Source organism: Sphaerisporangium sp. NPDC049457, from assembly GCF_055586705.1.
In genome coordinates this window covers 1-12,359 of the sequence record NZ_JBVJHR010000031.1, presented here as the reverse complement: position 1 = coordinate 12,359, position 12,359 = coordinate 1, and the positions used below count along the sequence as shown (strand labels likewise).

Here is a 12,359-nt window from a genome sequence, read left to right as displayed (position 1 = left end):
GGGATTGACGGTCGTCGGCTAGACCTACCGGCCGACTTCGGCGAGGACACGTTCGATGCGGTCGGCCGCGGCCATGACGTCGCCGATGGGGCCGATTCGCTCAGGCCATGGGAAGAAGAAGCAGCACTGGCCGTCCGTGTCGGCCGCCACGTACACCGTCTCCGACATGACCGTGGCGATGAGATTGATGACATACAGGGATGGAGGTCTGCGGTCCTTCAGACGCACCCGTGCCGAGAAGCCGCGGCTCGCCAGCTCGGTGCCCAACTGCTGGAGCCACACGACGGCCTTCTCCTCGTCGATGGTCACGTCGGCTCGGTCGGTGGGCAGACGCGCGCCGGGTATCGGATGGCACATCGGGATCGCGAACCAGACCGCCTTGCCCTGTAGACCTTCGTGGGTGGTGTAGCGGGCGTCCCCGTAACCACACCGGCCCTTGGCCAGTTCGGTGACGATGGCCAGCCCGCGTCCGTGCTCTGCCTCGGTGCCGGCCGCACGCATGACCGGGCTGGTAAGGCTGCCGTCGACGACCTCGGCGTAGAACTCGTCCTGCCCCGCGCGCAGGACCAGCTCAAAGGGGGCCCGGCCGTACGTCACCGCGTTGCCGACCAGCTCGCTCACCATCAGCACCGCGTCCTCCACCAGATCCGGCAATATCCGCAGGCCGTTGAGCGCGTCGCCGATCAGCAGTCTTGCCTGGGCCGCGGCCCGCGGGTCGTCGCGCAATGGCCATGCCGCGATGACCGTCGACTCCTGCCGCAGAAGGGTCGTCACGAGACGCCTCCTTCACTGGTCTGATCTCTGAGGGCCTCCACGATCCCGAATTCCCGACATCGGCAGTAGCGAGAGATCACCGCGCGCCGGTGCGGCGGATCCACATGCCGGGTGCGGCGAATTCACACCTCAGATGGCCCCCGCCGACCGGCTTCGCTGCTTTACCGTCGGTATATGCCTGCTCACGATGTGAGTTGCGCCAGGAGGATCCGGGCGGAGCGGCCTGGCGCGTCCATCAACGTGCTCGCCGAGGCCATACGCGCCTGCTGCGGCTGCTCCCCTCTCAAGGCGTATCGACTGGCCAGAGGGTGGACCATCGAGAAGGCCGTCGAGTCCTTCCACGAGATGTGCGCGCGCGACAGCCTCGGCTCCCGCGGTCTGACCGTCCGATCATGGATCGAATGGGAGCAGGAACATCTGCCCAGCGCCGACTACCAGGACCTTCTGTGCCGCCTGTTCCTCACCGGGCCCGTACACCTGGGGTTCGCGCGCTCGTACCGACCACCCGGCGAACCGCCCCCGCCACCCGTCGACCGACGAACGCTCATCGCGGATGTGGCACGCGAGTCACTGGCCCACGCAGCCACCGCACAGCTCACGAACGTGAGCGCGGTCAGCCTCGAACATGCCGATCACGAGATCCGCCGCCTGGCGGGCGAATATGTGCACGCCGATCCACTGCCGCTCTTCCACCGGATGCTCCAGCTCCGCGGCCAGATCTTCATGCTGCTGAACGGTCGCGCGCGTCCTGGAGAAGCCGCTCAGCTCATGCTCTACGCCGGCCAGATCTGCGGGCTGCTGGCCAACGCGAGTCTCGACCTCGGTAGTCCTGCGGCGGCGGCCACCCAGGCGAAGGCGGCCTGGACCTACGCCTCCATCATCGACCATCACGCGCTGCGAGCCTGGGTACGCGGGCTGCAGGCGATGATCACCTACTGGGCCGGATCTCCTGGTACGGCGGTGGAACTCGTGCGCGACGGTCAGCGCTACGCGCCGGGGGGCACCGCGTTCGCCCGTCTCGCGAGCATCGAGGCACTCGCCTCGGCGGCCGTCGGCGCGGAGCCGGAAGCGCTGCGAGCACTGGGCCGCGCCTGGGAACAGAAGGATGTTCAGGACGAGATTCACGATGGCGTGGGTGGGGAGTTCGGGTTCGACCTCGCCAAGCACTCCTATCTCGCCGCCGGCACCTATATCCATCTCGGCCATCCCGACCGCGCGATCGTCTTCGCCGAGCAGGCCATCGAGCGGTACCAGTCGGGACCGCCGCACCTGCGCGCCTACGGGAACGAGGCGATCGCGTACTCGGATCTGGTGGTGGGGCACCTGCTCAACGGTGACGTGGATGCTGCGGCGAGTGTGCTGAGCACCATCCTCGAACTGCCTGAGCACCAGCGCATCGATGGGCTCGCCCAGCGCCTCGACGGCGTGCGCCGCCAGGTGGTCGGCCAATCTCGGTACCGCGGCTGCCCGCAAGCGCGCGCCATCGTGGAGCGCATCGAGCAGTTCCATCTACCGTCCGCCCCGCGAGAGCTGCCACGATGAAGGCTGTGTCAGCGGGCGACTCCACCCTGCACCGGCTCTGCCAGGCAGCCGGGCTCGACGGCCGGGGAGCCCGGCTGATCAGGATCTGCGCCAACGTCGTCTACCACCTTCCCCACTCCGGTGCGGTGGCCCGGGTGTCCTCGGCGGACACCATTGCGCGGGCTCGGCGGACGGTGAGAGTGGCGCGCTGGCTCGACCGCATCCAATTCCCCGCTGTACGCATCCATCCCGACGTCCCTGAAGCGGTTGCCGTGGACGGGCAGGTCGCCACCTTCTGGGAGTACCTTCCGCAGCCCGAACACGCCCCGGCGGCCGTTCAGCTCGTGCCGCTCCTGCGCAGACTGCACGACGAGGCGCCTCCGTTCCCACTGCCGCCATGGAATCCCGTGGCCGACGCTCGGAACAGCCTCCAGATATCCGGCGAGGTGTTGCGCGATGAGGATCGCGAATTCCTGCTTGAGTGGTGCGACCGGTTGGAGCGAAAGCTGCCGGCGACCCCGTACACGCTGCCGTACGGGCTGATCCACGGCGACGCGTGGGCGGGCAATCTGCTCTGGCACGGTGACGAAGTCGTGCTCTGTGACCTCGACCAGGTGTGCCATGGGCCACGGGAATGGGACCTGGTGCCCACCGCGGTGAACGCGCTGCGTTTCGGCCACCCGCCGCCTGATGGATTCATGGCGGCTTACGGCTTCGACGTGACCGCCGCCGCGGGGTTCCCGTTACTCCGACAGGCACGCGAGCTGGTCATGCTGACCGGCGCCCTGCCCGCCTTGATGAGCCGGCCGTCCATCGCCGGAGAGCTCCGCAGCAGGATCGCCAGCTTGCGTGAAGGTGGCCCAGACCTGTGGACGCCGTACAGATAGCTGTCGGCTCACCTCTGATGACGTAGCGTTGTATCCCGCCGCCTTACTGGAGCGTGAGATGGCCAAGTCCGGACACGAGGTCGACTGTGCCCAGCGCATCCGCATGCTCCGCCTGGCCTCGGTGGCGGACCCGCCACCGATTACCGTGGTCCACACGATCGCAGCCGAGATCGGCCAGTGCTGCGGTCACCACCCGCTGAAGTGCTTCCGGCTGGCCAGTGGGTGGAGCAGCGCGGAGAAAGCCGTCCAGGCGATGCGCCACATGTGCGAGGAGCAGGGCCTCGGCTCGCGAGGTCTGACCAAGCGATCATGGCTCGACTGGGAGGGCGGGCATCGCCCGGGCGCCGACTACCTGGACCTGCTGTGCAGGCTCTTTCAGACCGGTCCGGTGGAGCTGGGTTTCGCCGCCGACTACACGCCGAGCCTGCGGGCCCCGGTTCCCGCGTTGGAACGAGAATTGATCATGAGTGCTGCCGGGGAATCGAGCGACCACGCCGCCGAGACAGAAGCCGCCGCCGTCGGACCGAATGCCTTGGAACAACTCGGCGACGACGTCATCAGGCTGGCTCGCGCGTACGTGCACGCGCCACCGCTACCTCTCTTCGTGGAGCTCATGCAGGTTCGCAACCGTGTCTACCGCCTGATCGACCGGACTCGCCGCCCCGGACAGCAGCGGGACCTCTACTTGGTGGCCGGCCAGGTGTGCGGTCTCCTGGGGAGCGCGAGCTTCGACCTGGGCCATCCGTACGCGGCGGCGGAGCAGTCACGGGCGGCACGTGTCTATGGCGAGGTGATCGGCCATCACGAGCTGGCCGCCTGGGCGGATGGATTGCTCGCCTGCGTGGAGTTCTGGGCGGGACGGCCTGAACAGGCACTGGAACTGGTGAAGCGTGGTCTCACCATCGCCCCTGAGGGCACCACACGAGTGAGACTCTTGAGCATCGCCGCCCGGGCCTCCGCCCTGCTGGGTGACGTGGACGGCACCCGTCAGGCGGTCCTGGGCGCTCAGCAGGCCAGGGGACCGGTGACCGAACTACACGACGGTGTGGCTGGAGAATTCTCCTTCGACGAGCCCCGACAGGCATTCTGTGCCGGCTCTGCGTACCTGAGCGCGCACCTCGGGCCAGAGGCCGCGGCAGAGTGTGAACAAGCTCTTGCCTTGTACCGCGTCGCCTCCGCTGAGCGCCGCTGGTACGCCGCCGAGGCCGGCACGTCGGTTGATCTCGCGCTTTCCCGGCTACTCACACGCGACATCGAAGGAGCGGCCGAGGCTCTGTCGCCGGTCTTCGAGCTTCCAGCAGACAAGCGAGTGCAAGGGCTGATGAAGCGAGTCGGCAGGGTCCGTGCAGCTCTCGCCTTGACCGAGTCCCAGGAGACGGCTCCACTGCTAGAGCGCATCGACTGCTTCGTCACTGAGGACGCTGCACGGATTCTTCCGGCATCTCTCTGAGCCGGAGAGCGGTGAAGGTCGATCTCCCGGCCTTGTCGCCCATTGGTCTGTTCCGCCGAGCCGACTCGGCCGAACATATTCCTCAACTGGTTGTACTATCGAACCATCTGGTTGTACGGTCGAACCATGTCGTCGGACGCACATGATCTGCAGGATGCCGTCGGCCGATTCGTCAGGTCCTTCGGCCTGCTCCAGCCCGATCAGACGCCGTGCGGGCAGCCGATACCGGCCTCGGAAGCGCACGCTCTGGCAGAACTGTCGCGAGAGGGCGAACTGCGACAGGTGGACCTCACCCGCCGGCTCCGCCTGGAGAAGAGCACCACGAGCAGGCTGGTCGGCCAGCTCGCCCGCCGTGGCTGGGCGGAACGGCTGCAGGCCCCGGACGACGGCCGTGGCGTCCTGGTCAAGCTGACCCCGGCCGGTGAGCAGGCGGCCGAACGCCTGGCCCAAGCCCGCCGGGCTCTGTTCCAGACCATGGTGGAACGCATCCCCGAGCAAGAACGGGCTGCGGTCCTGCATGCGTTGTCCCTATTGATCGGAGCTCTCGATGAAAAGTGACAAGCTCCGTCGGCGCTTGGTGATCGGGGTGGTCTTAACCGTCGTAGCCGCAGGAACCGCCGCCGCGGTGACGATGACTAACCTCGCCCCTGGCACAGGCGCGGACAAGGCCGCCACGGCGGCGCGCCAGGCCGACGTCGCCGTGAAGGGCCAGGAGGTCATGCCCTTCGATCTGGACCGCACCACGCACCGTTTCGACAAGAGCATCCAAGGGGGCGTCCAGACGGTCCTCGCCGACGACCCCGGCGATCAGACGCAGATCCGGCTGATCCGCGAGCATCTGGACGAGGAACTCCGCCGGTTCCGCGCGGGCGACTTCGGCGATCCCGCCACCATCCACGGCGCCGAAATGCCAGGCCTGGCCCAGCTCAGCGGTGGGCACACTCGTATCCAGATGACCTACAAGCACATGCCCGCCGGAGGGCAGATCACCTTCACGACGGAAGATGACGGCTTGGTCGGCGCGCTACATGCCTGGTTCGACGCGCAGGTCAGCGACCACGGAGAACACGCCGAGCCCAGCTGACCCCTGAGAACCGCTGGGCTGGTCATCGGCTCCGCAGCACTGGTTCGACCGGGCTCAAGACGCATGTCTGCTGCTCCACGCTTCGAGAAGTGCTTGCTCCTTGTTCGTGGATAGCCCGTGGTGGGATTGTCGCTCGTAGCCAGAGGAGCCCCCACTTCGGGCGAGAGAATCATGAGTGTCTCGTACTGTTCGCCCTATCGGCCTGCAGATGAGTCCGGCCCGTATGGCCTTGGTGGCGTCGACCAGCCAGGTGCCGGGAGGGGTTCGCCATAGGGGGATCTCCGTCCACTGCCGTACGTTGTGCGCGATCAGGAAGTCATCGTCGACCCACACGAGTTCGCCTTCTGAGCCGGTTTCGGTCCTGCACGCCTCGAGCATGGAGCCGAAGGTGGCCTGCCCTTGGGGTGCCGCGACGTTGAAGGTGCCCGCCGTTTCGTTCTCCAGGCATCTCAGGGTGAAGTCGGCCAGGTCGCGAACGTCGATGGGTTGAATCGGCTTCTCTGGATCACCAGGGGCGAGGACTCTGCCGCCTTGCTGGATGCGCTTGAGCCACCAGGTCAGGCGGCCGACGTTCTCGTGCGGGCCCAAGATCACGCCAGGGCGGAGGATCGTTACCTGCCCTTCGAAGGCTTCCAGCACGGCGCGTTCGCAGCCGGCTTTGTACGTGCCGTACTGCTCGGCGGTCCAGTTGGCCTCGTCTTCGGCGGTGCCGCTCGTATCCGGTGCGCAGTCGTAGACGCGACTGTCCTCACTGACCGCTTGTTCGGGCCAACTCGGGTAGACCGAGACCGTGGACATGAAGACGTAGGCGTTGGCCTTGCCCGACAGAAGGCGGGCGGAGTTTCCCGCGACCTGGGGCACGTAGCCGCTGGTGTCGATTACCCAGTCCCATTCAGCGCCGGCTGCCAGAGTGCGAAGGGCGACCTCGTTCTCCCGGTCGCCTCGTACGATTCCTACACCAGGCATGTCGATGCCGGTGAGGCCGCGGTTGAACGTCGTCACCTGATGGCCGAGGGAGAGGGCCTGTTCCACCAAAACCCTGCCTACGAACCGCGTGCCGCCGAGCACTAGGACTCTCATCCCGCCATCATCCAACACAGGAACCCAGAGCCCTGCCGATGGCGATCGACCTCGCCATCACCCTTCCCGGTGGCCTTCCTGTTGTCCCACGCCTGCCCTTCCCTTCTAATCGGGACCGCGTGTTGTCGTATCGCCGCAGGTAGAAGGGCTTCGGCAGGGGCGTAGGTGACCCCGACTCCTGAGGGGTGTAATCACTTCCAGAAGGGCGGACACGTAAGGCTTTTCTGCTGAACCAAATTATTAAGTCCTCGGTTTGATTTGCATCCCCCTTTCCTTGGTCTGTCATTTGTGTCTCGCGTCGGCCTTTGGTTGCGCCGGAATGGCGACCAACGAGCGATGTCTGTTTCTTGCGAGCACCCCTGCTGGCCTGGTAAAACTTCCCGGGAATGCATCCGAATCCGTTGAATCGATCTCTGTTTAGCGGTTCAATTGAATTGACCAGGAAAACGGTGGCACGCAAATCGGATGCGTGTTGCGAGCGATCGGAGAAAGCTCATGTCGGGCTGGATCTTCGGAAAGTACGTTCCATCCAACGTCCCCGGTGGGAACCTCACCCCTGAGGACATGGCGCGCGTCACTGCGGATGACTGGGAGGACATTCGCAAGCTGGCGCGCGGTTATTGCCGGACGGTCGATTCCACGCGTTCCCGGAAGCGGATGGACGGGAGCGCCACCATCGTCAAGGAGGGGCACGCTCCCTACGGCACCGATGACGTCTCGGATGACGTCACTCAGGATGCCGTTCTGCTCTTCGCCCAGCGTCTTCGCGACGTTCTCTCCTCCTGCGAGTCGGCTCCCGAGAGCGGACCCACTCGCGACGCTCAGGCATGGGTCTACGTCCGCCGCGACGGGGCGGAGATGACCATCACGCGCGTCACCCTTCAGAGGTGGGCCGTGCGGGACGCCGCCGCGCGGAACGGCTACCGGCTGGACGTCCCGCCGGATCAGATCGACGCCACCCCCGGTGCCCAGGTCATGCGCGGACTTCCCCACGTGGAGAACGCCACGCGTGCCGCCGTGGCCTTCTGCGTCTCACAGCACAGCGCCGAGATCTTCCGCACGGCGTTCGGGGACGGTCAGGACTTCCCCGTCCTGCGGGACGCCCTCACCATCGCGACGCAAGCGGAGGACTTGGGGCGTGCGGGCATCCTCGCGCGCATGGCTCAGGCGCAGCACGGGGGAGCGTACGGCTCCCGCCGTGCCGTCATCCGCACTCGCGACGCCGCGCGCGCCGAGTGGCGAGAGCTCACGGAGCGCCTCGACGAAGCGCGAGACGCGATGGTGTACGGGAGCACACTCCCCGCCGGGACAGACTGACGCAGCTTCACAGAGCGCCTCGGAGCCACGCGGCTCCGGGGCGCTCTGCTGTATGCCCCGGGCCGGCCGAGAAATCTTGATAGTCCCGGACGCTTGGACGGTCTGGGTGCCCGTATTTATGTGAGAGCGAAAACGCCGCGCGACACGCGTCGCACGGCTCATTCCGCTGTGCCGAACGGGTCAGTGACCCATGCTTACGCATCTATGAGACGCGTGAGCGGCGGGCACATCGGAACGGATCGACTGTCAACGCGGAACGGCGACGGAAAAATCCTTGCCGGTCGCGGACGGTCGGGCCGTTCCGCGCCCCGTATTTAAGTGAGAGCGAAGTCGCTCCCGAGGTCATTCTCGTGCGGCTCGCTCCGCTATGCCGGACAGCTCAGTCACCGACGCTCACGCATCGATGCATGCGTGAGCGCCGGAACGGCTCACCGTCTCATGCGCACCGCAACCGAAGTTCCTGCGGCTCGCGGACGGTTGGGCCGTTCCGGGTCCCGTATTCAAGTGCGGCAAGAAACCGCGCTGCTGCGATGTGCGCGGCACGCACGGCGCTCCGGCACCGTGTGTGGATCGTCGTCGGAGAGACTCGCGTTCCGCTCTCCGCATCCGCAACTAAGGGAACAGTTTCATATCCGGCATTGGAAGGCCCGCCGGCTGAGCCGTGAACCGTGGACGGCGACTCGACACGCCACCTCGCTGTGGCTTGGGCAAAGGGCTCAGGCCATGCCGTACACGGGAGTGCTCATGGACATCAGCCAGGGGCTAGTGAACATGATCAAGTCGGAGTTGCTGCCGAAAGACTTCTCCACGGGGTCCAAGGGTTTCTACGGCGCCGCCAAGATCACCGTCAATGGAGTTCGCTACCAGTGCCAGGCTCAGGCGGTGCTTGTCGGCTCCAAGCACGACCCGGCTGCCGTCGTGGAGGCGACGGCGGAGGAGATGGGCGCCGCACTCGCGGGCGTGCTGGAGGACCTCAAGCCGCGCGCCTTCAAGAGCGGCCGGACCGGCTTCCGCGCCGCTGCCAAGGTAGAGGTGCACGGGCAGCGCTTCCAATCCAGCATCCAGGCGGTACGCCTGGTCTGACCTGCACAGCTCGCCGGGATCTCGCGTGTCTCCCGGTCCGCCGGTCGCAGGACTGCCCTGCCCATCCCATCCAGCCGCCCGGGCAATACGGCGGGCATGCCCGGGCGGCTGTCATGCCATGAACCGGCTATGGCACTGAACCGGAGGGTGGCCGGCTCACCAGTTACGAAAGGAGGACGACCATGGTCGTGCTGGATCAGGTGGTGCTGCCTGCGGGGTGGAGGATCTCCTCCAGACTGCTCGCGGCCTGGCCGATCGACGACGCCCACATGTTGGAACTCTGGCCGTGTGGTCGTACCGCTGACGGTCGGATGCGGTGGTACTACCGCCTCTCACGGGGCGCCCGGACCATCTTCGCCGCGTCCGACATCAACTCTGCGGTCGGCGCCACGCTGACGACCGACGAACTGGCTCGGACCGCCCGGACAGTGCTGTCCTACCTCACGCTGCTGCCCGGAGACACCGACCGGGAGTACTTCGACGGCTACACCAAGACCCAACTGGCATGGCGCGACTCCCACGCGGAGGAGCTGTCCATCTACACCTTGGAGGACGTCTGCGGCTACTGCGGTGGCGTGGACCACCCCTCGCCGGGCTGCTCGAACCGGTGCCCACTCTGAGATTCCGCGGCCGTAGGACCACCTTCAACCTCAGGTCCTCCTGACGCCACCGGACGGGATCATTCCGGATGTCGCTGGACCGCGCTCCCAACTCGACTCGTCCTGTGGCGCGTCCCCCACCTGCCCTCGGCACCGCCGAGGGCTTTCGCGTTTTCGGAGGTTCTCATGACCCGATCGATCCGTCTCTCCAGCCCCACCGACCTTGCCGCAGTGGTGCCGTACATGCTGGGCTTCCACCCGAGTCTCAGCATGGTCGTGATCATGCTCCAGCCCGGGGCGAACCTCGTGCTGGGCGCGATGCGCTTCGATCTGCCGGAACAGGGTGCCCCGTCGATCAGCCAGGAGCTGTGCCGGGCGCTCACCCGTAACGACGTCACGCACGTCCTGCTGGCCGGGTATGGTCCGGGGTCTCGTGTGACGCCGGTCATGGACGTCGTCCGGGAGGCTCTTCCCGATCACGGGATCATGGTCCTGGAGGCGCTCCGGGTGGAGGACGGCCGCTGCTGGTCGTACCTGTGCTCCGACGCGACCTGCTGCCCGCCGGAGGGACTGCCGGTAGAGACCTGCAGCGAGATCGCTGCGCACGCGGTCCTGGCCGGGCTGGTCGCGTTCCCGGACCGCGAGGCGATAGAGGCGACGCTCGCCCCCGTCGACGGCGCCGATCGCGCGGCGATGCGGACCGCGACGCTGGCCGCGCACGTCCGGGCGCGGTCCCTGCTCGCCTCCACCACATCGACCGGCGCCTTCTGGTACGCCGAGGGCCTCTCCCGGGTCAAGGAGGCTCTCAAGCAGGTGGACCAGGGCATGAAGCTCTCCGATGAGCAGGTGGCATGGCTCGGCGTCCTGCTGACGATGATCCCTGTCCGAGACGCGTCGATGACCGTCATGGAGTACTCCGACCACACGCACCTGAAGCTCTGGGCGGAGATCACCCGCCGGGTGGAGCCGGCGTACCTCCCCGCGCCCGCCTGCCTGGCGGCGGTGATGGCTCTGACGATGGGCGACGGTGTCACCGCTCTCATCGCCGCCGACCGCGCACTCTCGGCCGACCCGGACTACCGCTTCGCCGGGATGCTCCGGCTCGCGCTCAGCATCGGCCTCCCGCCGACCACCGTGACGGAGTTCCGCACGGCGGAGATGGCGCAGGCCATCGCGGCCACGGTCGCCCAGAACCCCGATGCCGTCCGACCGGTCCTGCACGACATCGAGTCTGAGGGGCGGTGAGGGACGTGGGATTCGCACGGGTCCACGCCGCCATGGTCGTCGGCGTGACCGGTCACGTGCTACAGGTCGAGGCTGACGTGGCCGACGGCTTGCCGGGGCTTCATCTGATGGGCCTGGAGGAGGCGAGGGCCTGGGACGTTCGCGACCGGGTCCGCGCGGCGGTACTCAACAGCGGACTGACCTGGCCGGAGTCGCGCGCAACGGTGAACGTGCTCCCGGCTGAGTTGCCCAAGCGCGGCTCCAGTGGTGACCTCGCGATCGCGACGGCCCTGCTCGCCGCGTCAGGCGTCGTCCCCGTCACCGAGCTGGACCGCTGGCTCTTGCTCGGCGAGTTGGGACTGGACGGAACAGTCCGCCCGATCCGGGGCGTTCTGCCGATGCTCCGCGCAGCCGCTGCGGCCGATCTGCGCCGTGCTGTCGTGCCGGTGGAGAACGCGAGTGAGGCGTCGCAGATCACCGGTGTGGCGGTGGTCCCGGTGCGAAATCTCGCGCAACTGGTGGATTGGCTCCGCGCCGGAGGGCCGGAGGAGCACGCCGGTTCGTCCCCGCCGATCAGGCAGTGCCCGCCTTGCCGGCCCTTGGATCTGATCGACGTGGTCGGAAACGCGGCCGCGCGCCGGGCGCTGGAGGTCGCGGCAGCGGGCGGGCATCACCTGTTCCTGGAAGGGCCGGCAGGAAGTCCGACCGCGATGCTCGCCGAGCGGTTGCCCACGATCCTGCCGCCGCTCGATGAGGAGGAGTCCCGCGAGGTCACCGAAATCTACTCCGTGGCTGGTCGTTTGGAGACGGACGAGCCGTTCATCACCAGGCCGCCTCTGGTCAGCCCGCACCACACGTGCACCTCGGCGGCGATGTTCGGCGCACGTCTCCCAGGGGCCGTCTCGCTGGCACATCGCGGCGTACTGTACCTGGAGGACGCCGCCGAGTTCCCCGCCACGGTCCTTCACGGCCTACGACGTCCGCTGGAGGCGGGCGCGGTGGTCATCGCTCAGGGCTGCTCGACGATCCGTTACCCGGCCCGGTTCACTCTGGCGATCGCCTCTACGCCGTGCCCGTGCGGTCTGGTGGTGTGCTCCTGCACGCCCTTGGTCAGACGGCGATACCTGGCCCGCCTGGCCGGGCTGCTGGACCGGGTCGAGATCCGTACCCAGGTGGTACGGCTGAGCCGTCCCGGCCTCCTGGACGACTCGCAAGGCGAGTCCAGCGCGGCTGTCGCGGAGCGGGTCGGGGGGGGGGGGGGGGGGGGGGGGGGGGGGGGGGGGGGGGGGGGGGGGGGGGGGGGGGGGGGGGGGGGGGGGGGGGGGGGGGGGGGGGGGGGG

At 67.4% G+C, this 12,359-nt stretch carries 12 protein-coding genes; 10 read left to right on the top strand and 2 right to left on the bottom strand.

The features are described from left to right. Positions 1 to 24: 24 nt before the first annotated feature. Positions 25 to 774: an ATP-binding protein gene (locus ACZ6QO_RS35705; protein ID WP_465857585.1), complete on the bottom strand. Its 750-nt coding sequence runs from the start codon at positions 772 to 774 to the stop codon at positions 25 to 27. Positions 775 to 1,014: 240 nt separating this feature from the next. Between ACZ6QO_RS35705 and ACZ6QO_RS35700 the strand changes: the two genes are divergently transcribed. The 5 genes from ACZ6QO_RS35700 (at position 1,015) to ACZ6QO_RS35680 (ending at position 5,716) form a co-directional block, all read left to right on the top strand. After that, positions 1,015 to 2,316, top strand: a complete 1,302-nt coding sequence (locus ACZ6QO_RS35700; RefSeq protein ID WP_465857583.1) for a hypothetical protein — start codon at positions 1,015 to 1,017, stop codon at positions 2,314 to 2,316. Positions 2,317 to 2,321: 5 nt separating this feature from the next. After that, the gene (locus tag ACZ6QO_RS35695; RefSeq protein ID WP_465857581.1) at positions 2,322 to 3,182 is read left to right on the top strand and encodes a phosphotransferase enzyme family protein; all 861 of its coding nucleotides are present in this window, start codon (positions 2,322 to 2,324) and stop codon (positions 3,180 to 3,182) included. A gap of 58 nt (positions 3,183 to 3,240) precedes the next feature. Then, positions 3,241 to 4,632: a hypothetical protein gene (locus ACZ6QO_RS35690; RefSeq protein ID WP_465857579.1), complete on the top strand. Its 1,392-nt coding sequence runs from the start codon at positions 3,241 to 3,243 to the stop codon at positions 4,630 to 4,632. 126 nt (positions 4,633 to 4,758) lie between these two features. Beyond that, positions 4,759 to 5,190, top strand: coding sequence for a MarR family winged helix-turn-helix transcriptional regulator (locus ACZ6QO_RS35685; protein WP_465857577.1), 432 nt, complete (start codon positions 4,759 to 4,761; stop codon positions 5,188 to 5,190). 16 nt (positions 5,191 to 5,206) lie between these two features. Next, entirely contained in the window at positions 5,207 to 5,716 is a 510-nt protein-coding gene (locus ACZ6QO_RS35680) for a hypothetical protein (protein ID WP_465857575.1), read from the top strand. Between the two features lie 54 nt (positions 5,717 to 5,770). On the opposite strand, the gene ACZ6QO_RS35675 is transcribed toward ACZ6QO_RS35680, so the two are convergent. After that, positions 5,771 to 6,784, bottom strand: a complete 1,014-nt coding sequence (locus ACZ6QO_RS35675) for an NAD-dependent epimerase/dehydratase family protein (RefSeq protein WP_465857573.1) — start codon at positions 6,782 to 6,784, stop codon at positions 5,771 to 5,773. Positions 6,785 to 7,453: 669 nt separating this feature from the next. On the opposite strand from ACZ6QO_RS35675, the gene ACZ6QO_RS35670 reads away from it, so the two are divergent. From ACZ6QO_RS35670 to ACZ6QO_RS35650, 5 genes are all read left to right on the top strand, one after another. Further along, positions 7,454 to 8,113: a hypothetical protein gene (locus ACZ6QO_RS35670; RefSeq protein ID WP_465857572.1), complete on the top strand. Its 660-nt coding sequence runs from the start codon at positions 7,454 to 7,456 to the stop codon at positions 8,111 to 8,113. Positions 8,114 to 8,857: 744 nt separating this feature from the next. Beyond that, positions 8,858 to 9,196: a hypothetical protein gene (locus tag ACZ6QO_RS35665; protein ID WP_465857570.1), complete on the top strand. Its 339-nt coding sequence runs from the start codon at positions 8,858 to 8,860 to the stop codon at positions 9,194 to 9,196. 182 nt (positions 9,197 to 9,378) lie between these two features. Then, positions 9,379 to 9,816, top strand: coding sequence for a hypothetical protein (locus tag ACZ6QO_RS35660; RefSeq protein WP_465857568.1), 438 nt, complete (start codon positions 9,379 to 9,381; stop codon positions 9,814 to 9,816). A 165-nt stretch (positions 9,817 to 9,981) separates the two neighbouring features. Beyond that, positions 9,982 to 11,040 (top strand): DUF4192 domain-containing protein, encoded by a 1,059-nt coding sequence (locus tag ACZ6QO_RS35655; protein WP_465857566.1) that lies wholly within the window; start codon positions 9,982 to 9,984, stop codon positions 11,038 to 11,040. A gap of 5 nt (positions 11,041 to 11,045) precedes the next feature. Beyond that, on the top strand, positions 11,046 to 12,359 hold a 1,314-nt coding region (locus tag ACZ6QO_RS35650; protein WP_465857564.1), incomplete at its 3' end, for a YifB family Mg chelatase-like AAA ATPase.